The organism is Brevundimonas mediterranea (genome assembly GCF_014196125.1).
Taxonomy (GTDB): Bacteria; Pseudomonadota; Alphaproteobacteria; order Caulobacterales; family Caulobacteraceae; genus Brevundimonas; species Brevundimonas mediterranea.
The window spans coordinates 853,831-875,661 of record NZ_JACIDA010000002.1; the positions used below are offsets into that span (position 1 = coordinate 853,831).

The following is a 21,831-nucleotide window of genomic DNA, read 5'->3' on the forward strand; positions in this document are numbered from 1 at the left end:
GAGGCCATGTCAAACGAGCCCTTGCCTGGCATTGATTCACATCAACGCGCGCAACGGAGGGGCGATCTAGTTCCGCACTGGTCCGCTGGTTGAGCTACGCCAATCCGGATCCGGTGCGTGGAGCCTTCCCATGAGCAAGATGCGGGCAGCCGTTTTCGTAGAGCCGGGTCGCGTCGTCCTTGAGGACAAGACGATCCCGGAGATTGGTCCGCTCGATGCGCTGATACGGATCACGACGACCACGATCTGCGGCACGGATGTGCACATCCTGAAGGGAGAGTACCCCGTGGCCCGGGGTCTCACCGTAGGACACGAGCCTGTCGGGGTTATCGAAAAGCTCGGACGGGAGGTGCGCGGGCTGAAGGAGGGGCAGCGGGTCATTTCGGGCGCGATCACCCCGAGCGGCTACAGCAACGCCTGCCTTTGCGGTCACCACTCCCAGGACGGCGCCGGCGCCGAGCATGGCTGGAAGCCGGCAGGCGGCTGGAAGCTCGGCAACACCATTGATGGTTGCCAGGCTGAATATGTCCTCATACCCGATGCGATGGTGAACCTGGCCGTGATCCCGAAAGGTCTCACCGACGAACAGGTTTTGATGTGCCCGGACATCATGTCGACCGGCTTCAGCGGCGCGCAAAGCGGGGAGGTCAGCATCGGCGACACGGTCGCCGTGATGGCCCAAGGTCCCATCGGCCTTTGCGCGACTGCCGGAGCCAGGCTTATGGGCGCGGCCGTCATTATCGTCGTCGACCGGATCGCTTCGAGACTCGAAGTCTCACGGAGACTGGGCGCCGATCATGTCATTGACGCAAGCAAAACCAACCCCGTCGAAGAGATCATGCGGATCACCCGCGGGCGCGGCGTCGATGTGGCGATCGAGGCTTTAGGGACCCAGGCGACGTTCGAGGCCGCCTTGCGGGTCCTGCGGCCGGGCGGTGTGCTGTCGAGCCTCGGCGTCTACTCGACCGACCTCAAGATTCCCATGGATGCCTTCACCTCGGGGCTCGGCAACCACAAGATCATCACCACGCTATGTCCGGGCGGCAAGGAACGGATGCGCCGACTGCTGGCCGTCATCGAGTCCGGGCGGGTGGATCTGAGCGCCATGGTGACCCACCGCTTCAAGCTCGATGAGATTGAAGCGGCCTATGATCTATTCTCGCATCAGAGAGACGGCGTGCTAAAGGTCGCGATAACGCCCTAGCGCCGTCTTCAGCGATACGACCAGGCTTACGGACCGCGCGACATGACCCTCCAAATCCGCCAGGACGAGCTCTCCCTGGGACTGCTCGGCGTGCCCTATGCCGATCTTACTCCAGTGCAGAGAAGCGTCGTCGATCTGATGGTCACAGAAGCGCCATCGGGCGTCAGTCCGATTCTGGAGATCGACGATCGGACGTTCTGGGAACGGCTGGCGGACACCGTCGCCGATGTCGGGGGCTCGTGGACCTTCATCGGCGTGTTCAGCTGCGTCCTGCTCGGCTGGGCGGCTCTCAACCTCGTCCTCGCGCGCTTCACCGCGGCCTTCGATCCCTACCCCTTCATCTTCCTCAACCTGATGCTGTCGGCGGTGGCCGCGCTGCAGGCCCCGGTGATCATGATGAGCCAGAAGCGCCAGGCGGTCCGCGATCGTATCGCGGCAGAGCATGACTACACGGTCAATCTGCGCGCCGAGCTGGAGATCATGCGTCTGCACGACCGGCTCCAGCTCAGCCAGGGCCAGATGGAGCGCATCGAGGCCGCCTTGGCGGCGCTTGCAAGGCCCTGAACCGTCTCGTCGTCAGCGCGCTTTCCTACTGCCCGGCCGGCCGAACCGCATGCGAGGACAAGGCCCCGTCGAGCAGCATGGCGGTCCACAGGTTGCAGGCCACAGAATCCTCTGAGGACGCGTTGGTAGTAGTCTTCCAACGTCAGTCTAAAGTCCGGGTGGGCGCAGGTCGATGACGACGCGCGCCCACTGCATGGGCGACAGGCCGCGAAGGTTGGCCAGGCCTGTTCGGTCAGGATAGCTGAGTGTGTGGCCTGGGTCATGGATCCGGGTCATGGGCATGCTGGGCATCCTTGACGTGACGGCCCTGCGTATTTCGGGCCTCATCGCGCGGCGGGCGTGTTGTATGCGATCAGCGTTGTTCCGGCCAACATCAAGCACGCCATGGATTCAGCGGCTGCCGCCAAAGCATGTCCGGGCTGGTGAATCACAGCCCCCGGCTGGTATTTCAGCCGTCGTTGCCCGGCGTCTCCATGGACTCCGACGTTACCGAATGGCCTTTCCGGAAGGGCGTTCGTCGCCCGATTAAAAGCGTCCATCGTCGCGTGACGCGGCTCTATCGTGCTTAAGCTGGAGATGCACGGCGACTGTAATGTCCAGGGAGTATGGGCGTCCTGATATCCGGGCATTGAGCCCAGAGGATAAGACCGATGGCGACTGACTGTCACACGCAAGCGGCCGAAAGCCACGAGGCATCCGCGAAATGTCACCGGTCCGCCTCCGAGAACCACAAAAATGGTGAGCATGCCGCGTGTCACCAGCACTCGAGCCAGGCGCACGCGCTTTCCGCGGCGGCGCATCGGTTGTCTACCGAAGCGCATGAAGAGAGCACCGCGCAAATCCAAAAGTGAAGTCCAGGTCTGGATCAACGGCTGCTCTGTGCTTGCAGATCCCCCTACCCCATAGGCCACGCAAAGCTGAGCAGATGGCGCTGCTGATGCGAAAGCCGATGCGGTCACCTGGGTAGGGGCTATCTGAAATGCCCCTTGCAGGCGACGTCTTCAGGTCGGCGCGGCAACGACCCCGCTGCGGGCGGTTTGCGCAGGGAGTCCTTTATGTCCTTCAAATGTATGCTGGTCCACGTCGAAGGTCGGCCTTTGCCGGATCCACGACTGGCGCTGGCTGTCGATCTCGCCAATCAGTTCGGCGCCAGGCTGCTCGGCGTCGGCGCCGAACTCTACGAGAGTTCCTATTATGGCGGTGATGGCTACGGCGGCGACAGATATGGCGGCGAGGGTTTCGGCTACGGGGGAGACGACCTGACCGAGGCGAAACTAAAAGCTGTAGAGGCCGGCCTGAAGCGTGCAGAGGAGAAATTCAGGCACGCGGCCCTGCAGGTACAGGCGGGATCGGAATGGCGGGCAAGGGTGGAGTTCCCGTTGGCCACAATTTCCGCGGAAGCTCGTTCAGCCGATCTCCTCATCACCAGCCGCAGCGAGCGACGCGGGGCGTCGGAATACGACGTTGCCCACCCCGGCGCTTTGATAATGCAGACCGGCCGCCCCGTGTTGGTGACACCTCCCGGCGCGCCCGAGCTTAAAGTCAGAAGCGTGGTGGTGGCATGGAAGGACACGCGAGAGGCGCGGCGCGCCCTCGTGGATGCCTTGCCCTTCTTGCAGCGAGCTGAAACCGTCCTGGTGGCGGAAATCTGCGACAACAAGAGCGCGGAGCCGGCGACGATGGATCGCTTGACTGATGTAGCCAGCTATTTGCTTGATCATGGCGTGCAGGCAACCGTCGATGCGGCCATTGGAGAAAGGGACGCTGGCGCCGCCGACCAGTTTCTGGATCTTGCTGAACGACAGAAGGCGGACCTCATTGTCGCCGGCGCCTTTGGCCACAGCCGTCTCCAGCAATGGGTGTTCGGCGGGTTCACGCGAACCTTGCTTGCGCAAACCACCCGTGCGGTACTTTTGAGTCATTGACACTGATCGGCCGTGGCGGCGCACCCCTGGCTCGGCGGCGACGCCGCTTGGGGTCGGTCAGGACCAAAAAACTTCGTGCCGCTTGGTCAATTCTGCTTAGTCCGCCTCGCGACGTCGGCGCCGGACCGGGCCATCCGACTCCAGGGTCTGCAGCGCCGCCGCTACAAGCGGCGCGAGCCTGATGGCATTGCTGGCATGCAGGACGCTGTCGCTTGACACGACCCTTTCGGAGACGCGGGAGAGCTCTGCGAAGGCCTCCCCCGCAAAGATACCGTGAACGACGACGCAGACGGGCGGCGGCAGGCCTCGTTGTTGCAGTTGGCGAGCGGCCTCGATGAGTGTTCGTCCGGAGGACGCAATGTCGTCGAGCAGGACCGGGCGGCGGTCTGGCCACGGCGTGAGGTCCGGAAACTCGATCTCGACCTCGCGATCCCCGCGCCGGATTTTGCTCAGCACGACATGGGGCGCACCGACTGCTGCGGCGACCGCCTGGACCCACTGCTCGCTTTCCTCATCGGGACCGATGATCAACGGGTGAGGAACTTCGGCGGCGATCCATTCGGCCAGCGCGGGCGCGGCATGCAGCGTGCGGGTGGGAATGGCGTACAGGGCGGTCAGTGCCGGATAGCGGTGCAGATGCGGGTCGACCGTGACGAGGCGGTCAAAGCTGCTTGAGATGAGCCGGGCGAACGGACGCGAGGTTACGGCCTCGCCGGTCGCGAAGCGCCGGTCCTGACGCATGTAGGCCAGATAGGGCGCGACCAGATTCACCTCCGCCGCGCCGAGATCCCGGGCTGCGTCGGCTGCAAAGATCAAGCTCAGGAACCCCGGATCCGGACGGGCCAGACTACAGACCACATCGACGGGGCGTCCGACTACGTCGGACAAAAGCCGGACATAGCTCTCGCCGTCCGGAAAATGGCGGGTTTCTAGCCGTCCGAGCTCAAATCCACCCGCCTTGGCCAGCTGCTCGCCGAAGGCCTCATTCCCCGGCATGGGCAGGATCAATCGCATGTGGACTCCCGAAAACAGAATTGAAGACCTTAGCCCATCGCCGCCGCCGGGGAACTTGCGCCCTTGCCGCGTCATCACGGGACGCTAGCTCAGACGCGGCAGCCGGGTCGCCCTTACAATGGGTGCGCTTGCCTTGGGACCGCAGTTCGCGACCTTCCCGGCCGGGCGCGCCGACCGGTTGTCTCAGGTATCGCCGACCCGAACCCGGTCGTGGTCACCACTGACGCCGGAACAGAAGCCAGCCTCCGAGGAACATGGCGCCGCTGATCCCGCCAGGGCCAAGGCGTAAGATCAGAGCTCGGCCAGGCCGGCTCCCTTGAGAAAAAGGCCGGATCCCATGTCGCGCGCCCCGGTCGGCGCGACGATCCGGTCAGGGCCGTCTCCGCCTATGAACAGCCGTGACAGGCCGTGCCGGGCGACGGTGTGGCGGCGCCCGTGCACGGATCAATGTTCGCAACGGCTGCCGGCAGAACGAGGACCGGCGCGAACCCGCCGCCCGGCGTGCGCATGTTGGTGGTCTGCCCCTGGTAGAGCCGGGCGGCCGCGAGCAGCATCCTTCCTCCGTAGGTGTAGAGGCGCACATCGACCTTCAGACTGACCGGCTCGGCAGCGGGCGGAATGCGTCGTTCTCCCGGAGCGGCATAGGTCTGGGCGACGTAGGTGGAGTTCTTGATCTCTTCCCAGACCCGCCGGGTGAGTTTGGCGCCGCGGTAGGTCGCCTTGCTGGCGTGGCCCCGGGCCGGCTTGAAGAACCAGTTGCGCCGGTCCGCCCAAAGCTCGGCGGCGTTTTCCGGCCCTACGAGGACGGTCCGGGGAACGGCCGCCGCAAGGACCGCGGCCTGCTCCGCCGCCAGTCCCCAGCTGCGGAGTCTGTCCGGGTCGGACAGCAGGGTGAGGTTCTGCTTGTCTGCGAGGCGGCTATAGATGTGCGGGTTGGGCGTGACCACCACAAGGCCTCGCTCATAGGCCTGCCTGAGGACCGCGTGGGTCGGCTGCTCCAGCAGGAAATCGACGAGGCGATTGTAGACGATGTCCACCCGGACGCCGCCGAGCATCAGCGCATCACCTACGATCGTCAGATCGCGAGGGTCCGCGACCAGGGCTTCAAGGCCGGCCGCCCGAAGCTGAGCCTGAGCGAGCCTGAACTCCGGGTACAGCGGCTGCGCCTGCGGATCATCATCGAGGATGGCCACCGTTGCGGGCGTCCCTTTCCCGTTTTGCAGTCGCCACTCTTTACGGAACATCTCGCCGACCTGCTGCTGGAACGCAGCGGGTCCGGGCGTTTCGACACCGGCGACGACGCCGGCGCAACAGATCTGCTGCGAGCGGGCGAGAACCGCGTTCAGGAAGGCGCCTCCGGCGTTGGTGTTGATCTCGATGAGCTTGGGGCCGGACGGCGTGACGTGGAAGTCATACCCCATGAAGACACCATGAGGACCGGGATCCCGACGTGCGAGCGGGGGCGTCCATGCAGCCGCCGCTTCGCGATAGCCGGGTAGCATTACCGCCGTTTCCGCGGCCGCGACCACGGCCATCATCCGGTCGAGCGTCTCCGCGGGCAGGAAGACGGGGGACCGCGCGAACAGCCAGGGGTGGGTTTCCGCCAGGTCCGCGGCAAATCCGGGGATCCCCGTCTCACGATCAAGCGCGGCCGCGAGGGCCGTCTGATCCACCCCCACGCAGAAGCAGCCGCCGTTCAGCTGGTCTGCGCGGACGGAGCCGGCCGAGGGCGACAGGTCGGTCATCAATGAACGGGCCTCCTTGTGGTGGCGAACCGGCGTGAACTGCGCCGAGTCACCGGTCAAGGCCAAGCAGCCGGGACACGTGGCGCGCGATCACGCGTTCTTCGTCCGTGCGGATCATCCAGACGGTGACGGGAGCGCCGACCGCGCTCAGGCGTCCAGTACCGCGACGATTGGCGGCCGGGTCGAGTTCGACCCCCAACCAGGCGAGCCGTGCGCAGATCTCCGCCCGGATCCGCGGCGAATTCTCGCCGATGCCCGCGGTGAAGACCAGACCGTCGAGACCCTCCAGGCTCCCCGCCAGGGCCGCGACCTCGCGCGCCGCCCGATAGACGAACAGATCGACCGCCTCCCGCGCGGCCGGGCTGTCGCTTTCCAGCAAAACCCGCATGTCGCCACTGAGACCCGAGACGCCCAGCAGGCCGGAGCGCCGATAGAGCAGATCGACCAATCCGGCGGCGTCGAGGCCCCCGGCTTGCTGCAGATAGAGCACCACCCCAGGGTCCAGGCTCCCACAGCGCGTGCCCATGACCAGGCCGTCGAGCGGCGTGGCGCCCATGGTGGTGTCGATGCTCCGGCCGTTCCTCAGCGCGCAAAGGCTCGCGCCCGAACCCAGATGGGCCGCAACCACGCGTCCCTCAGCCATCGACGGATCGAGCATCGCAAGCTGTCCGGCCACAGACTCGTAGGACAGGCCGTGGAAGCCGTAGCGGCGAAGCCCTCTGGCTTCCCAGAGCCGGGGCAGACCCAGCCGATCCGCCACCGGTTCGTGACCGCCATGGAAGGCGGTATCGAACGTCAGGACCTGAGGCAGATCGGGACACGCCTTGCGGAGCGCCCGGACCCCCGCAAGTCCTTGCTGCTGGTGCAGGGGCGCAAGCGGGGCAAGGGCCTCAAGGCTCTCGAGAACCGGTTCGGAGGCGGCGACCGCCTGGCTGAAGTCGGGGCCGCCGTGGACCACGCGATGTCCGACCGCGGCCACGGGTCCGGCCAGTCGCGCCTCCACCCAACGCAACAGATCTGACGTCGCGTCGTCGCCCCCGGCGACCCAGGGCGTTTCGGACAGGACGCCGCCGGCGGCGTCCTGGCTCACGAGCCGTCGACCCGCGCCGTTAGATTCGATCCGGCCCCGCAACACCGGTGCAAGGTGTCCCCGGGCGGCTTCGAACACGCCGAACTTGACCGTGGAGGAGCCGACGTTGAGGGCGAGGACAGGCGGCATCCTGGCGTTGACCTCGGGCTGGCGCACGCCGGGCGTGCTGTTCACGTCCTGACGCAGCCAATCCTCGCCCGTTACAGACCCGACCGCGCCGGCCGCCTCGCCGCCCTCACCCTCGATCCGGGCGCGGCGTAATACTTTGCCGCCGGCGGCGTCTGACAGGCAGCGATGTTCAGTCTCTCCCGAAAGGATTCAGCCCCATGGCTTCGAACCGACCAGGACGCATCCTGAATCTCCTCACCTTCGCAGCCTTCGGCGCAGGGTTGGCCTATCTGCTCATCGGGGAGCATCGTGTTCATCTCCTCGGCTGGCTGCCGTTCCTCCTGATCCTGCTCTGCCCGCTGCTGCACATGACCATGCACGGCGGTCATGGGCGCGGGCATCGTCAGGGACCGCCGGGCCCTTCGGCCGCCGATTCCTCCCGTCCGCACCAATCCTGAGCGAGGTTCCCATGCCCGAACCGCAAGCCTACGGCCTCTGGTCCCTCGTCATCCTGAACTCGGTCCTCTTCATCTTTTTCGCCTTCACCTTCTTCAAGCCGAGGACGGGCCGGGACTGGCGCTCGTTCGGCGCCTTCAGCGCCTTCCTGGTGGCGCTCTTCACCGAGATGTACGGTTTCCCGCTCACCCTCTATTTCCTGTCCGGCTGGCTGCAAACGCGCTTCCCCGGCGTCGATTGGTGGTCGCACGACGCCGGCCACCTCCTGGAGACGATGTTCGGCTGGAGGGCGAACCCCCATTTCGGACCCTTCCACATCCTCAGCTTCGCCTTCATCGGCGGCGGCTTCTGGCTCATCTCCGCGGCCTGGCCGGTGCTCTATCGCGCTCAGCAGGAAGGCGCATTGGCCGCCAGCGGACCCTATCGGTCCATCCGCCATCCGCAATACGTCGGCTTCGTCCTGGTGATGTTCGGCTTCCTGTTGCAGTGGCCGACGGTTCTCACCCTGGGCATGTTCCCGGTCCTGGTCTTCATGTACTGGCGGCTGGCAAGGAGCGAGGAACGCGAGACCGAAGCCCGCTTCGGCCCGGAGTACGCAACCTACAGGCGGGCCACGCCGGCCTTCATTCCGCGGCTGCGCTCCCGGGCGGCCCCGGCGCCTTCCCGCCTCTGATATTCCGTTCGGGTCCCGATCTCAAAGCTCCCTACGCCCATTACAGGTCGGCGATTGGCGCCGCCTGCATCCGAAGGGCGCTCACCACACGACCGCAGGATTCGTTTCAGCTTTCGCCGGACGGCCTTGCCTCGCTCACAGCGCCAATACGCGCCGCAAAGGACAATCCCTCGGAATATCGGCTGCAAATATTCTTGATCTGACCGTTTGATCTATCGCAATCCCGGCCGACATTTCCGGACCGATCCTGCCTTCATGTTGAAGAGCGGGACTTGTCAGATGAGCCTGAATTGCGCCTCCATATTGACCGCGCCCGGGACAGCGCGCGCTCCGATCCGCCTTGTCCCGGCGTCGGCCCGTCCCGACGACATTCACCAGCTCGTGGAACTCCGGCTTCGAAAGGGCCGGGCCGGCCATTTGCGTTTCCTCAGGCGACGCCTCCGGTCCCAGGAAGACGCCGAAGACGTTCTGCAGGAGTTCGCCCTGAAGGCCACCCAGGGTGCAGGACACCTGACCAACCCCGGCAAGATTGATGCATGGCTCGGCATCGCGCTGCGCAACGCCCTGTTCGACCGCTACAGGCGCAATGCGAGCCGTACACGGCTGAATGAGGCCATGCTGTCGGAGTTTCCTGTACCCGCCGCAGATGATGCGCCCGAGGGTCTGGACCGGGCTTTGCAATGCTTGGCGGGAGCACTGGACGAGCTCAGGCCCGAGGCCGCCCAGCTCGTGCGGCGCGCCGAGCTCCAGGAGACGCCGCTGAAGGTGATCGCCGTCGAGATGCAGCTGACCACCAACAACATCGGTGTTCGGGTCCACCGCGCCCGGGCGGCGCTGCGTGAACGCATGCAGGCGCGTTGCGGCGCCTGCCCGGAGCCCTGCGCCCTCGCGGCGCGGTGGAGGCAAGCCGTCGATACGGCGGGTCAGGCCTCGATCTCGATCATATCGCCATGCGACGCCGCATAGTCGAGCGCATAGGCGAGTTCGCCCGCCGTCTCGGCGTGCACCGTCAACAATGGCTGGCCCGCTGAGACTTCCGTGCCCAGGCGCACCTGCATCTGGACGCCGGCGGCCTTGCGTTCAGGCGCGCCAGCCAGCTTGGCCAGCGTAGCGACCTGGCGGTTGTTGATGAGGATGACGCGGCCGGATCGGGTCGCCTGGATGGGCGCCCGCTGGGCCGCGACGGGCGGTGTGCGCATGCCCCCTTGCGCCTCGCAGATCCGCTCAAATCGCGCCCAGGCGCGACCATCAGCGAGAACAGCCTCGGCCGCTTCGGCGCCCCGACCGGCTTTCGCCACGCCGGCAAGTTCGAGCGCGGCGCCCGCCAGCAGGCAGGCGCGCTGGCGCAGGTCCTGCGGCGCTTCGGGTCGGTTCTGCAGCACCGCCAGAACATCAAGCGCTTCCAGCGCCGGGCCGATGCCGACGCCGACCGGCTGCTCCCCGTCGGTCTGAACGCAGAGGGCCTTCAGGTCGAACCGGGCCGCGATCTCGACGAGCCGTTGCGCCAACTTCGCGGCCGCCTCTCTCGTCCGCACCTTGGCGGTGGCGCCTACGGGAATGTCCAGCACCACATGGGTGGAACCCGCCGCGATCTTCTTGGACAGGACCGAGGCGATCAGCTGGCCTTCGGTGTCGACGTCGAGGACCCGCTCCACGCGGATAAAGATGTCGTCGACCGGGCTGAGCTTCACAGCCCCGCCCCAGACGACGCAGCCGTTCTCGGCTTCCACCACGCGGCGCATGGCGGGCAGATCGAGATCGACCGGCGCCAGGGTCTCCATGGTGTCGGCCGTGCCGGCCGGTGAAGTGATGGCCCGCGAGGAGGTCTTGGGCGTGACCAGGCCGCAGGCGGCGAGGATGGCGACGACGATCGGCGTCGTGCGGTTGCCGGGAAGTCCGCCGATGCAGTGTTTGTCCATGACGATATCCGACGGCCAGCTCAGGCGGTCGCCGACGTCCACCATGGCCCGGGTCAGCGCCCCCGTCTCGGCGTCGTCCATCGGCAGCACCGATGTCGCGGTCAGAAAGGCCGCGAGATGGATCGGCGTGTATCGCCCGGCGGCCACGTCCCTGACGACACCCCGGATCGCGGCCTCATCCAGCCGCGCTCCATAGATCCGGCGGCGAACGCTGGACATGGATTCGATGGCCGGAGCGTGTCGCACGACGACGGGATCGCCCGGCGCCACCGCCAACTGCCGCCAGGCCTCTTCGGAGAGCGCCGCCTCGTCGAGGCCGAGAACGTCGCCGTCCATCTGGTACAGGGTGGCGTAGACCTCCCGGCCGGCGGCCGAAAGCACCACCTGGGAGCGGGACGACAGGCCTTCGGAGCGGCAGACGTGGCAGTCGCGCCGCATCAGCACGATCGACTCGTGCTGGGCGTACAGGCCGAAGCGGCGCGCCTTGAGGGGCGCCGCCGCATGGGGTGCAGTCTTGACCACTTTGCTCACAGCTCGTGCCGCTCCATCATCTGCGGGATGACGCAGTCCCATCCGAGCCGGTCCTGAATCCGGACCCGTAGGGCGTCCGCCGCATGGGGCTCGCCGTGAACGATGAAGGTCTTGCGCGGCGGTCGCTTGAGGCCGGAAAGCCAGCGCAGGATTTCCTCGTAGTCGGCGTGGGCCGAGAGCATCGGCAGGTTGGCCACCTCCGCTTTGACCTGAACCCACTGACCGTGGATCTTCACCTCCTTGGCGCCCTCGACCATCGAACGCCCGCGGGTTCCCGCCGCCTGGAAGCCTGAAAACAGGATGGTGTTGCGCCGGTCCGGGCCGAAGGCCTTGATATGGTGGAGCACCCGCCCGCCGGTGGCCATGCCGCTGGCCGAAAGGATGACCTTGGGCATGGGGCTGGCGGTGAGTTTCTTGGAGGCGTCCACATCGCGCACATAGGTGGCGATGCCGCAGGCGGCGTCGCACACGTCGGCCGGCATGCGATGGTCCTCCAGGTGCGCGCACAGGAGGTCGGTGGCGTTGATCGCCATGGGGCTGTCCATATAGATCGGCGTCAGGCCGATCCGCCCCGCCTGCTTCAGCCGCCAGATGTGGTACAGCAGCGACTGGGCCCGGCCGACGGCGAAGGTGGGAATGACCACGGTCCCGCCGCGCGCGGTGGTGCGTTCGATGATCTCGCCGAGGGCTTCCGTGGGGTCCTGGGGGTCATGGAGCCGGTCGCCATAGGTCGATTCCACGACCACATAGTCGGCCTCCGCCACCGGCTCGGGATCGACCATGGTGGCGTCGCCGTAGCGGCCGAGATCGCCGGAAAACAGGATCTTCGTCCCGTTCCAGGTCACCTCGGCGGTGGCCGCGCCGAGGATGTGCCCGGCGCGCCGCAGCGTCAGGCTGGCTCCGCCCGGCAGCTGGACCGACGTGTGGAACGCGATCGGGGTAAAGCGCTCCACCGCGCGTTCGGCGTCGTGCACGCCATAGAGCGGCAAGGCCGGCTTGTGTTTGCCGTAGCCGTAGCGGTTGGCCTGTTCGGCGTCCTTCTCCTGGATATGGCCGCTGTCGCGCAGGATGATCTCCGCGACATCCCGCGTCGCGGCGCTGGCCAGGATGGGCCCGCGAAAACCGTCCTTCACCAGTTTCGGCAGGTAGCCTGAGTGGTCCAGGTGGGCGTGGGTCAGGACCACCGCGTCGATGCTTGAGGGCTCGACCTGGAGGGGGGCCCAGTTCTGTTCGCGCAGGGTCTTGAGGCCCTGGAAAAGGCCGCAGTCGATCAGGATGCGGCGGCCATCGGCCTCCAGCAGGTGTTTTGATCCGGTGACGGTGCCGGCGCCGCCGAGGCTGGTGAGACTGATCACGATGGAGATCCTTCCGGGGGTGAGATTTGCAGGATGCGGGGGTGTGCTTCGCCGCGGACGGCGGCCATCTCCCCGGGTGTCAGGACGTCGGCCGCGTCGGCGCCGAGGAGGTCCGCACAGGCGACCGCGGCGTGAGCCCAGGTGCACCGGTTGGCGAACAGCATGCCGGGGGTGTCGAGCGTCCCGCCACGGCTGAGGTAGCCGAGCGCCCGGGTGCGCTCGGGCCCTCCGTCGAGGCGGCGCAGCAGTCCGAGCATCGGCTCCGGGCGGGTGTGGGTGAGGATCAGACGGGGCAGGCGTTGGGGAAAGAGCGCTTCCAGCGCCTCGGCCGAGACCACGTGCGCCGCCTCGATCTCGTCCCTCGGGGCCCGGAATCGTCCCGGTTCGAGCAGAGCCGTGACACAGGCGCGGCGGCCATGATGCGTGAGTCGCGCAGCCGCCGCCAGCGCCTCCCGCGCCTGATAGGCGCCGACCGCAACGATCTGGATCTCGGCCCTGTCCAGGTCCCCGCCGATGAGCGCCGCGCCGCGCTCCCAAAGATCCTGGGCCGCGGCCCCGTCGAGCACCTGCGGCAGCGTCCGTTTGGGCGTGATCAGACACGCGACCTCTCCGCGCCGGCCATAGACCCCGCGGAGCGCGGCGACGGCGCTGTTGGCGTCCACCGGGAACAGCACCCGGGCGGTGTCCGACATCTCCCCGAGCAGGGCCTCGGCGAGCGTGGGATCCTGGTGCGACTGTTCGTTCTTGCCGTTCTCCCAGGTGTGGGATGTGGCCAGCAACGGGACGGCGAGCCATCCCGGGACCTGGCCGCTCTCGCGCTGATGGCGCGCGAAAATCACCTCCTGGCGCAGGAGACCCAGCATCTTCACCGCAAACGCTTCGTAGCTGACGATGAGATTGAGCCCGCCCTTGTTGCCCAGCGCGGCGCCGGCCACCGCCTCTTCATTGAGGGCGGTGATCACCGCCCCGTCGATCGCCTCGGGAACGCCGGGTTCCGGTCGGTTCACCCGGTGGCCAAGCCGGTCGAGCGTACGCCCCATGCCATTGCTGCGAAGCTCGTCGGGATTGCCGAGGCGGACGCGCAAGCCCGGGTTGGCGTCGACGAATTCCACGAACCAGACGTCGATCGCCTCCATCGGGGACCTCGCCGTGTCCGACCAGTCCGGAATGGGCCGCACGGGCGGCGGCGGCGCGCGCCGCGCGGCCGGATGGCGGCTTTCCAAAGGCCGGCGCTGCAGGTCGTGGGTCGTGAGAACCCCCAGGGCGGCGTCGAGCTCGCTTCCCTGTACGAACAGCGCCGCCGCCGCGGCGTTGAACGCCGCCCGCGCCTGCTCGTCCGTTCGAGGATCGCCGTCCAGTGGCAGATTGTGGGCGCGGTTCGTCCCGGCGCCTGGAAAGCCGAACCCCTTGACCGCCCGGGCGATCACATAGGGCAATGGCGCCGGATAGGCCCGGTCGGGATCCGCTGTGAAGCGCTTCAATCGCTCCTCGGAGTCGAGAATGGCCCACGCCACGGCGGCTGGATCGTGACCGTCGATCTGGATCGGGTCGAAACCGTTCAGGCGCAGGTGTCGTTCGAGCCAGCCCGCGCCGCCGTCCTGGGCGATCTCCGTGCGTTCCTCTATGCGCCGCCCGTTGAGGATCATGAGGGGCGTCACCAGGCCGCTGTCCTCCGCCCGCCACCAGCGCGGGGACCAGTCGGAGCCACGCTGCTCCTCGAAGGCGCCGTCGCTCAGGAAGGCGACCAGACTCTCGCCGGCCAGCGGCATATGGACATATTCGAGCTCGGCGAACCCGAGATAGCCGCCCTCCGAGACGGCCCCGGCCGTGTCCGGCCCGGCATGGCTGCCAAGCGGCGCGGCGGGCCGGCCGTCGGCGCCAATGGCGTAGCTGTAGAAGTCCGAAACGAGCTGGGACAGGCCGGCGTCCGAGCGGCTGTACCGACCCTTTTGCCGGGCAGAGACATCGCCGGTCAGCGCGTTGACCGCCTCGATCGCAGCCACGCAGTGCCCCTGGCCCATGATCCAGGACCGCGTGACGCCGGACAGGGCGTTCGCCAGCAAATAGCCGACGAAGGCCGGGACCATGTTCAGCGAGCCGCCGGTATGGCCCTCCGGCAAGTCCTTGAAGGCTTCCGTCGGCAAGGGCGCTCCGGACAGATCCACCCGGCGTACATAGGTCATGTGCGCCACCAGCCACATGCCGGCGCTCGCCAGCCGATCGGCGGCGGCCACCAGACGGTAGACCGACTCCTCGTCCGGCCAGACGCCTCGGCGCACGAGACGCTGCGCCATGTCCTCGATCCGCGTGACGGTGTCGGCTTGCCGGACCAGAGGCCCATAGCCGGGTTTCCACGTTTCAGCCCAGGTGATCGACACGATAGCGCCTTGCCACGAACAGACGGGCGCCGTGCCCGCTCCGGAGATATGACGCCCGCCCCCCGGAACGCTTACATCTGGCGGATAGACGGCCGACAGGATCACCGGCTCCAGGACCGGCGCCTGCCGCCTGAGTGACCGACCCCGGTCCTGACATCCCGGTTTTCATCGCCCACGCCCGGCGCGCCGCGACAGCTCATGCGCCTGGGTCCATGCGCCTCGCGTCGGCCCGGGACAGCGCAAGGGCCACCACCCACGGCAGGGTGAAGGCCAACAGCATGCGTAATCGGGCGGTCCTGCGGAGGGGCAAGCTCCCATAGGGTTCTCGGCTCAGTCCGAGATGAAGGAGACGACGATGTTCTACGCTGCATTGGATGTGTCGCTGCGCTCAGTGGCGGTCTGCGTCATCGACGAGGAAGGGAAGGTCCGCCTCGAGCGGTCCGTGCCGTCGGATGTCCCGGACCTGGTCCGCTGCCTGAACGAGTTCGGGGAGCCGATCCATCAGGTCGGTCTGGAGGCCGGCACGCTCACCCAGCACCTGACCTATGGGCTTCGCGAGGCCGGCTTCGACGTTGTGTGCATGGAGGCGCGACAGGTCGCGGCGGCGCTGTCGGCCATGCGCAACAAGACGGACAAGCACGACGCCCGCGGCATCGCCCAGATTCTTCGCTCCGGCTGGTACAGTCGGGTCCACGTGAAGAGCGTCGAGAGCCACCATCTGCGGGCCCTGCTGACCAGCCGCAAGGTGATGCAGCGCAAGTGCATCGACCTGGAGAACGAGATCCGCGGCCTGCTGAAGGTCTTCGGCGTGAAGTTGCCGATGCGCCTGTCGCGCGGGGCCTTCGACGTCGCCGTGCGCGAGACCATCGAGAGCGATCCGGCGCTGAGCCGGGCTCTGCTGCCGATGCTGCATGCGCGCCAGATGCTGTTCGAGACCTTCATGGAGCTGGACCGGCGCGTGAGGAAGGCGGCTCACGAAGACGAGGTCTGCACCCGGTTCATGGGCATCCCCGGCGTCGGCGAGATCACCGCCCTGAGCTTTAAGGCCGCCGTCGACGATCCCGCCCGCTTCAAGAGCTCGCGCACCGTCGGCGCGCACTTCGGACTGACGCCCAGACGCTTCCAGTCCGGCGAGAAGGACAATCCCGGCCGGATCTCCCACGCCGGCGACTCCGACGTGCGCGCCACCCTCTACGCCGCCGCCAACGCCATGCTCATGCGCTCGATCGCGTGGTCCAGCTTGAAGGCCTGGGGCATGCGGCTGATGAAAACCAAGGGGCGCCGGCGCGCCATCGTCGCGGTGGCCCGCAAGCTTGCCGTCGTCCTGCACCGCATGTGGGCCGACGGCACTGAGTTCCGGCACGGATCGGAGGCGGCGGCATGACCTGACCTACCGCACCACAATCCGATCCTGGCCGGATCGTCCCACGCGGACGACGGGATGGATGAAGCCGAAAATGTCTGCTGCGCTTCGAGCGCGACCAATAGCGAGGCTCTCCAGACCCTGATCCCATGCATGCGTGCAGCGGCTCCGCTCGCAAGGAGCCATCCAGACTGCGAAGAGAAGCGTGACCCGCGTGATCGATCAGGCCGACGACCAAACCAGCTTGACCCTCATGCCCGATTAGAGAAGCAGCCATTTGAAATCGGAGTCGATGGCGAAGTTGGCGACCGCCATGCCGCCGATCGATACCAGCCCCGAGACGGCCGCGACCATCGTCGCCCCGGGCCGGGCGGACCGGAAAGTCGTCATCGCGACATGGACGGTCAGCAGACCGGTGGCGAGCATATAGCCCCCCAGCACGCCGAAGACGCGCCGGAGCCACGGGGCCAGCCGGGGCAGGATGTCCTGGATCTGCGCCACGGTGGACCCCATGTATCTGGCGTCTTCAGGCAGCAGCGCCGGTCGCAGGAAGACGAACCAGAGTCCCATGCCGATGAGGATCATTCCCCCCAGGGCGAGCGCACCCGTCGCGAGCGTGCGCAACGTCATCCCGGTCACGGAAGCCGTTCGTCCCGGTGATCGGGCGAGGCTTGACGGTCACCCAGCTCGATCAGATCCGTCTGACCAAAGGATCGGCTGTAGTCCAGAAGCGAGACGATGGTGGGGCGCAGGCGAACGACCGCCACACCCTCCAACACCCCAGCCGGCGCGGGAGGCCCCGGTCGGGGAAACTTCTTCAGAACCAGTCCAGCCACGTTCAACAGCTCCCCGGGGTCCGTAACCCGCTGCGCCACCGCCGCGAGCGAGATCGCCTGGATGGGTTTCGACGTCTCATGCTCGGGGGTGACGGTCGCGGACACCCGGGAGTCCCGGGCGATGTTTTCCAGCTTCTGCGAGTGAAAAGTCGTCCCGAAATAGAGGTCGAGGTCGTCGTTCACGAAACTCACGACCGTCGCCTGCGGCCAGCCGTCTTCACGGACCGTCGCCACGGTCAGGGTGTCTGCCCGGCTGAGAATGGAGAGGATCAACTCCCTCTGTTCAAGGTCCAACTCAAATCCTCCAGATTGCAAGGGGCGTCGGACCGCGAAGGCAGAGGGTGTCGGGACACCGCCGCACCGCCCTCAAGAGTTCAACCGGGATGGCGCTCAAGCCAGGATTCGAGTTCCGCGATTTCCCGTGTCTGCGCGTCAATGACCGCCTGAGCCATGCGGCGGGCTTCAGCATCGGTGGCATCACTTCCCAGCAGAGCCTGCGACATCGCGATGGCCCCCCGGTGGTGGGCGATCATCTTGCGGGCCCACGTGCGCTGTGTGTTCACGTCGGTCGCCATCATCATGGCGCGGTGTATGCCCATCTCGGCCTCGGAGAAGACGGTCCGAGGCATGTTCATCCCCGGCGGCATCGCATGATCCTGGCCCATCATGCCGCTGCTCGAGGCTGACTGTGGCATGCTCATGCCGGCCATCGGCCGATCCGGCATCGCCATACCGGAGTCCGACGCGGTGGCGGCGCACCCGGCGACGGCGAGCAAGAAAAGCGTCGACAAGGCAATGGCGGTCCGCCTGACGGGCCGTTCTGTGAAGGTGAACATGGCGGTGGATCCTTTGGATCGAGCCACCAGCCAACCGGACGTGACGACCGGACCGCGGCGACTGCCATTTCAACGAACACCGGCGCCGTTGGTTCAGTTCGCCAGGCGAGGTGCGCCTGAACTGTCAGCCGGCCGGCGCTGGCCGAGCATCCGGGGCAAGCCGAGGCTGAGCACAACGCCCAAACCGGTCACCGCGGCCATGATGAGGAATGACGCGTCGGGCAACCAGGCGACATCGTACAACAACCCTCCCGCCGCCGAACCGACGGCCGCCCCCAGGCTTGCAGCGGCTGTCTGCTTGCCGAGTTGCGCCCCTTGAGCCTCGCCGGCCTTGCTGGAGGTCCAGTAGGTCAGGATCGGCGCCAGAATGCCGGCGCTGGCCGCCACCGCGCCGATCACCGCGAGCATCAGGTTGAAATCGGTGGCGCGCGGCAGCAGAAACAGCCCGATCCCCAGGACAGCCAGCGCCGGCGCGATCAGCCAGCGGGTCGTCGAGGGTTTGACCCAGGGCGAAAACACCAGGGCCTGCACCACGAGCATGACCAGGCTGCACTCCGTGAACATCAGGGCGATCTGGGTGGGGGTCATGCCCAGTTCCTGTTTCCCGCGCAGCGCCAGCCCGACCTCGAATACACCGACTCCGGCGGCGACGATGAACCCGAGGATCAGGAGATTGGGGATCAGCCATCGGCTTGTCGGCGATACGGTGGGATCCGGACTGGCGAGCCGACCCTGGCGCCGGGTTCGCGGCAGGGCGAAGACGGCGGCGCCGGCGATGGCAAACGCCAGAACGGCCGTCGCGGCCAGCGGAAACGTCAACGACGCCATCGGATCGGCGGTCGCGACCATGTCGGCGCCGGCGCGAGCGATGAAGACGCCCAGCATGGGTCCCAGTAGAAATCCCGAAATCCCCGCCAGGCTGACGAAGGTCAGGCGGCGCGCCCTCGCCTCTTCGGTCGCCGCCAGATCTCCGATGGCGGCCAGCGCCACCGGCGTGACGGCTGCGGCGAACAGGCCGCTCAGGACACGCTCCGCGTAGACGGCGACGAGGCTCTCGACGAAGGCGAAGACCAGCATGGTGGCGCCGAAGCCGATCAGGCCGATCAGCAGGACGACACGGCGTCCATACCTGTCGGACAGGCGTCCCCACATGGGCGCAAAGAGAAACAGCGACAGCATGTACAGGCCGGTCAGCAAGCCTGTCGCCCGGGAGATTTGTCCTGCCTCAGCCCCCCCGCCAAGCAGGCGTTCAATCAGGAAGGGCAGCAGGGGCAGGACGACTCCGAAGCCCATCGACACCGTGAAGGCTGACGCCATCAACACGGCCATCGCCGCGAGAGAGAGGTTTGATTGAGCGCGGCGTTTCACGCCGCCGCCTCCCCGGGAGACGCTGCCGGGTTGGACGCCTCGCCCGGGCGGCGGATGCCGGTCAGCCTGGTCCGCTTCAGCATCAGGGCGTTGATCGCCACCAGGGCCGAGCTGCCGGACATGGCGATGGCGGCGATGCTCGGCCCGAGCAGGAACGGATAGAACACGCCGGCCGCTAGCGGGAAGGCGATGACATTATAACCGACCGCCCACCACAGGTTCTGGTGCATCTTCCTGAGCGTGGCCCGCGACAGTTCGATGGCGCCCACGACGTCGAACGGATCACTCCTCATCAGCACGATGTCGGCGCTTTCCATGGCCACGTCTGTACCGGCGCCGATCGCGAAGCCGACATCGGCCTGGGTCAGGGCGGGCGCGTCGTTGACGCCGTCGCCGACCATGCCGACCTTCTTGCCCTGGGCCTGGAGTTCCTTGACCTTGCTCGCCTTGTCGCCGGGCAGGACGTCAGCGAACACGCGGTCGATGCCCAGACCCTTGGCGATCCGTTCGGCCGTACCCTGGTTGTCCCCGGTCAGCATGATGACCTCGACGCCCCGGGCGCGCAGGGCCTTGACCGCTTCGATCGCCGTCGGCCTCACCGCGTCGGCAATGGCGATCAGACCCACCAGCTTGCCGCCCACGGCCAGGTGAACGACGGTCCGGCCGGCGCCCTGCAGCGCTTCGGACTTGCCGCCGAGCTCGCCCAGGCCGATCTTGTTCTCCGTCATCAGCCGCTTGTTGCCCAGCAGCACGGTCTTGCCGCCGATCCTGGCGCGAGCGCCCTTGCCATCGATATTGGTGAAGCCCGTCGCCTTGGGCGCCTTGACCTTGGCCGCCCGGCGCAGGATGGCCTGGGCCAGGGGATGATCCGATCCGGCCTCCACGGCCGCGGCCGTGGCCAGCAACTGATGCTCTGTGGCGCCGTCCGCCGTCACCAGATCGACCACCTCGGGCTGGCCCATCGTCAGCGTTCCTGTCTTGTCGAAGATGATGACGTCCAGCTTGGTCGCGTCCTCAAGCGCCGACGCGTTCTTGAACAGGATGCCGTTCATGGCGCCGAGCCCGGTTCCGACCATGATCGCCATCGGGGTCGCCAGGCCCAGCGCATCGGGACAGGCGATGACGAAGACGGTTATCGTCAGGCTGACGGCGAACAGCAGGGGCTGGCCGATGACCCAGAACCAGACCACGAAGGTCAGCAGCCCGACGAGTATCGCGGCCCAGACCAGCCATTGCGCTGCGCGATCCGCCAGCAGTTGCGACGGCGCCTTTGAGTTCTGGGCTTCCTGGACCAGCTTGACGATCTGGGCGAGCGCGGTGTCCGCGCCGACCTTGGTGGCGCTGTACTGAAACGTGCCGCTCTTGTTGATCGTCGCGCCGATGACGGTGTCGCCGACCTTCTTTTCCACCGGCATCGACTCGCCGGTCAGCATCGATTCATCGACGAGCGAGGCCCCTTCGAGCACGGTTCCGTCGACCGGGATTTTGTTGCCGGGGCGGATCACGACCGTATCGCCGGAGACGACCTCGGCGGTCGGCAGCTCCAGTTCCTTGCCGTCGCGCAGGACGGTGGCCATGGGTGGGGTCAGATCCATCAGGGCGCGGATGGCCTCAGACGCGCCTGCCCTGGCGCGCATCTCAAGCCAGTGACCCAGCAGGATGAAGACCAGCAGGATGGACGATGCTTCGTAGAACTGCTGGCCGCCGTAGATGAAGGTCGATCCGACGCTGAAGAAATAGCCCGTGCCCACACTTAGGACGACGAGCACCGCCATGTTGGCGACGCCGCTCCGAAGCGAGCGCCAGGCCGCGACGACGAAGGGCCAGACCGGATAGAGGATCGCGCCGCTGGCCAGAATGAACAGGACGAGGTCCAGCCTCAGACCGAACGGGGGCGGAACCCGGATAAAGTCCATGCCCATCGGCGAGAAGGCGAAGATGGGCAGGCTGAAGCCCAGAGCGATCCAGAAGCGGTTGCGCATGTCGCGCACCATCGACTGCATGTCCTTGCCGGATCCATGGCCCATTTCATGGGCCATGGCGTCCTTCTGCGCCTTGCCGTGCGCCGGGTCTTTCCCCTTCTTCGCGACGGGCTTCACCTCGGCGGATGCGCTCCCGGAATGCCCTCGATGCGCTGCGGCGGCTGCGGATCCGCCCGGCTCCGGGGCGCCTTTGGCCGGCGCCGGGTGGTCCTGGCAAACATGTTTGGGCAGGGCCTCGCCGGCGCAGTGAAAGCCGCAGGCCTCGATGGCCGCCCTGATATCGGACAGGCTGGTCCTGGCCGCGTCATAGGCGACCGTCGTGGAGCCGGACACCGGGTTCACCGACACGCGGCCGACGCCGTCGATGCGGCGCAGTTGTCGCTCTATCCCGCGCGCGCCAAGGACGGAGAACAGATTGCCGACGTCGAGTGTGCGGGTGGTCATGGCTGCTTTCTGACTGGTGACGGGACGTCCGAAGGACACC

The 21,831-nt window shown here is 66.9% G+C and carries 19 protein-coding genes; 7 read left to right on the plus strand and 12 right to left on the minus strand.

Translation table 11 applies throughout. The annotated features are described in order from the left end of the window. Window positions 1-130 precede the first annotated feature (130 nt). Window positions 131-1,204, plus strand: coding sequence for a zinc-binding dehydrogenase (locus GGR11_RS12940; protein WP_183197567.1), 1,074 nt, complete (start codon window positions 131-133; stop codon window positions 1,202-1,204). A gap of 42 nt (window positions 1,205-1,246) precedes the next feature. Continuing rightward, complete coding sequence (locus GGR11_RS12945) at window positions 1,247-1,768, plus strand: DUF1003 domain-containing protein (protein WP_183197568.1); 522 nt, start codon at window positions 1,247-1,249, stop codon at window positions 1,766-1,768. A gap of 323 nt (window positions 1,769-2,091) precedes the next feature. Here the strand turns inward: GGR11_RS12945 and GGR11_RS12950 are convergent, their stop codons facing one another. Continuing rightward, window positions 2,092-2,637, minus strand: a complete 546-nt coding sequence (locus GGR11_RS12950) for a hypothetical protein (protein ID WP_183197571.1) — start codon at window positions 2,635-2,637, stop codon at window positions 2,092-2,094. Between the two features lie 186 nt (window positions 2,638-2,823). Here GGR11_RS12950 and GGR11_RS12955 point away from each other — a divergent pair, with 186 nt between their 5' ends. Then, complete coding sequence (locus GGR11_RS12955; protein WP_183197573.1) at window positions 2,824-3,693, plus strand: universal stress protein; 870 nt, start codon at window positions 2,824-2,826, stop codon at window positions 3,691-3,693. 96 nt (window positions 3,694-3,789) lie between these two features. On the opposite strand, the gene GGR11_RS12960 is transcribed toward GGR11_RS12955, so the two are convergent. From GGR11_RS12960 to GGR11_RS12970, 3 genes are all read right to left on the minus strand, one after another. Next, entirely contained in the window at window positions 3,790-4,707 is a 918-nt protein-coding gene (locus GGR11_RS12960; protein ID WP_183197574.1) for a ribose-phosphate pyrophosphokinase, read from the minus strand. 386 nt (window positions 4,708-5,093) lie between these two features. Continuing rightward, window positions 5,094-6,452 (minus strand): hypothetical protein, encoded by a 1,359-nt coding sequence (locus GGR11_RS12965; protein ID WP_221205257.1) that lies wholly within the window; start codon window positions 6,450-6,452, stop codon window positions 5,094-5,096. Between the two features lie 49 nt (window positions 6,453-6,501). Then, on the minus strand, window positions 6,502-7,716 hold the full coding sequence (locus tag GGR11_RS12970) for an acetate/propionate family kinase (protein ID WP_343051135.1): 1,215 nt from the start codon (window positions 7,714-7,716) through the stop codon (window positions 6,502-6,504). A 152-nt stretch (window positions 7,717-7,868) separates the two neighbouring features. On the opposite strand from GGR11_RS12970, the gene GGR11_RS12975 reads away from it, so the two are divergent. The 3 genes from GGR11_RS12975 (at window position 7,869) to GGR11_RS12985 (ending at window position 9,745) form a co-directional block, all read left to right on the plus strand. After that, the gene (locus GGR11_RS12975; protein ID WP_183197577.1) at window positions 7,869-8,108 is read left to right on the plus strand and encodes a DUF2933 domain-containing protein; all 240 of its coding nucleotides are present in this window, start codon (window positions 7,869-7,871) and stop codon (window positions 8,106-8,108) included. Window positions 8,109-8,119: 11 nt separating this feature from the next. Beyond that, window positions 8,120-8,779 (plus strand): methyltransferase family protein, encoded by a 660-nt coding sequence (locus GGR11_RS12980; protein WP_154725716.1) that lies wholly within the window; start codon window positions 8,120-8,122, stop codon window positions 8,777-8,779. A gap of 417 nt (window positions 8,780-9,196) precedes the next feature. Continuing rightward, entirely contained in the window at window positions 9,197-9,745 is a 549-nt protein-coding gene (locus GGR11_RS12985) for an RNA polymerase sigma factor (RefSeq protein WP_183197579.1), read from the plus strand. On the opposite strand, the gene GGR11_RS12990 is transcribed toward GGR11_RS12985, so the two are convergent. Genes GGR11_RS12990 through GGR11_RS13000 form a run of 3 tightly spaced genes read right to left on the minus strand, consistent with a single transcriptional unit; the run spans window position 9,703 to window position 14,962 of the window. Continuing rightward, a complete protein-coding gene (locus tag GGR11_RS12990) occupies window positions 9,703-11,229 on the minus strand; it encodes a thymidine phosphorylase family protein (RefSeq protein WP_343051137.1) in 1,527 nt (508 codons plus the stop codon). The two genes, GGR11_RS12985 and GGR11_RS12990, sit on opposite strands and share 43 nt — an antisense overlap. Further along, complete coding sequence (locus tag GGR11_RS12995) at window positions 11,226-12,584, minus strand: MBL fold metallo-hydrolase RNA specificity domain-containing protein (protein ID WP_154725713.1); 1,359 nt, start codon at window positions 12,582-12,584, stop codon at window positions 11,226-11,228. Before GGR11_RS12995 ends, GGR11_RS12990 begins: the two co-directional genes overlap by 4 nt. Then, on the minus strand, window positions 12,581-14,962 hold the full coding sequence (locus tag GGR11_RS13000) for a phosphoketolase family protein (RefSeq protein WP_343051138.1): 2,382 nt from the start codon (window positions 14,960-14,962) through the stop codon (window positions 12,581-12,583). The genes GGR11_RS12995 and GGR11_RS13000 overlap by 4 nt, the downstream gene beginning before the upstream one ends. A 355-nt stretch (window positions 14,963-15,317) precedes the next feature. Here GGR11_RS13000 and GGR11_RS13005 point away from each other — a divergent pair, with 355 nt between their 5' ends. Continuing rightward, entirely contained in the window at window positions 15,318-16,346 is a 1,029-nt protein-coding gene (locus GGR11_RS13005) for an IS110 family RNA-guided transposase (protein WP_183197583.1), read from the plus strand. 240 nt (window positions 16,347-16,586) lie between these two features. On the opposite strand, the gene GGR11_RS13010 is transcribed toward GGR11_RS13005, so the two are convergent. The 5 genes from GGR11_RS13010 to GGR11_RS13030 all read right to left on the minus strand — a co-directional run bounded on the left by GGR11_RS13010 (window position 16,587) and on the right by GGR11_RS13030 (window position 21,791). Further along, window positions 16,587-16,964, minus strand: coding sequence for a hypothetical protein (locus GGR11_RS13010; protein WP_221205258.1), 378 nt, complete (start codon window positions 16,962-16,964; stop codon window positions 16,587-16,589). Beyond that, complete coding sequence (locus GGR11_RS13015) at window positions 16,961-17,455, minus strand: pyridoxamine 5'-phosphate oxidase family protein (RefSeq protein ID WP_154725712.1); 495 nt, start codon at window positions 17,453-17,455, stop codon at window positions 16,961-16,963. The genes GGR11_RS13010 and GGR11_RS13015 overlap by 4 nt, the downstream gene beginning before the upstream one ends. Window positions 17,456-17,535: 80 nt before the next feature. Beyond that, entirely contained in the window at window positions 17,536-17,997 is a 462-nt protein-coding gene (locus GGR11_RS13020; RefSeq protein WP_221205259.1) for a DUF305 domain-containing protein, read from the minus strand. A gap of 93 nt (window positions 17,998-18,090) precedes the next feature. After that, complete coding sequence (locus tag GGR11_RS13025) at window positions 18,091-19,314, minus strand: MFS transporter (RefSeq protein WP_221205260.1); 1,224 nt, start codon at window positions 19,312-19,314, stop codon at window positions 18,091-18,093. A gap of 47 nt (window positions 19,315-19,361) precedes the next feature. Further along, complete coding sequence (locus GGR11_RS13030; protein WP_183197585.1) at window positions 19,362-21,791, minus strand: heavy metal translocating P-type ATPase; 2,430 nt, start codon at window positions 21,789-21,791, stop codon at window positions 19,362-19,364. Window positions 21,792-21,831: the final 40 nt, after the last annotated feature.

Excerpts from the sequence above, each read along its gene's own strand:
- GGR11_RS12940 (WP_183197567.1), top strand. The coding sequence starts at position 131 with ATGAGCAAGATGCGGGCAGCCGTTTTCGTAGAGCCGGGTCGCGTCGTC.
- GGR11_RS12945 (WP_183197568.1), top strand. The coding sequence starts at position 1,247 with ATGACCCTCCAAATCCGCCAGGACGAGCTCTCCCTGGGACTGCTCGGC.
- GGR11_RS12955 (WP_183197573.1), top strand. The coding sequence starts at position 2,824 with ATGTCCTTCAAATGTATGCTGGTCCACGTCGAAGGTCGGCCTTTGCCG.
- GGR11_RS12960 (WP_183197574.1), bottom strand. The coding sequence starts at position 4,707 with ATGCGATTGATCCTGCCCATGCCGGGGAATGAGGCCTTCGGCGAGCAG.
- GGR11_RS12965 (WP_221205257.1), bottom strand. The coding sequence starts at position 6,452 with ATGACCGACCTGTCGCCCTCGGCCGGCTCCGTCCGCGCAGACCAGCTG.
- GGR11_RS12975 (WP_183197577.1), top strand. The coding sequence starts at position 7,869 with ATGGCTTCGAACCGACCAGGACGCATCCTGAATCTCCTCACCTTCGCA.
- GGR11_RS12980 (WP_154725716.1), top strand. The coding sequence starts at position 8,120 with ATGCCCGAACCGCAAGCCTACGGCCTCTGGTCCCTCGTCATCCTGAAC.
- GGR11_RS13005 (WP_183197583.1), top strand. The coding sequence starts at position 15,318 with ATGTTCTACGCTGCATTGGATGTGTCGCTGCGCTCAGTGGCGGTCTGC.
- GGR11_RS13020 (WP_221205259.1), bottom strand. The coding sequence starts at position 17,997 with ATGTTCACCTTCACAGAACGGCCCGTCAGGCGGACCGCCATTGCCTTG.
- GGR11_RS13025 (WP_221205260.1), bottom strand. The coding sequence starts at position 19,314 with ATGGCGTCAGCCTTCACGGTGTCGATGGGCTTCGGAGTCGTCCTGCCC.
- GGR11_RS13030 (WP_183197585.1), bottom strand. The coding sequence starts at position 21,791 with ATGACCACCCGCACACTCGACGTCGGCAATCTGTTCTCCGTCCTTGGC.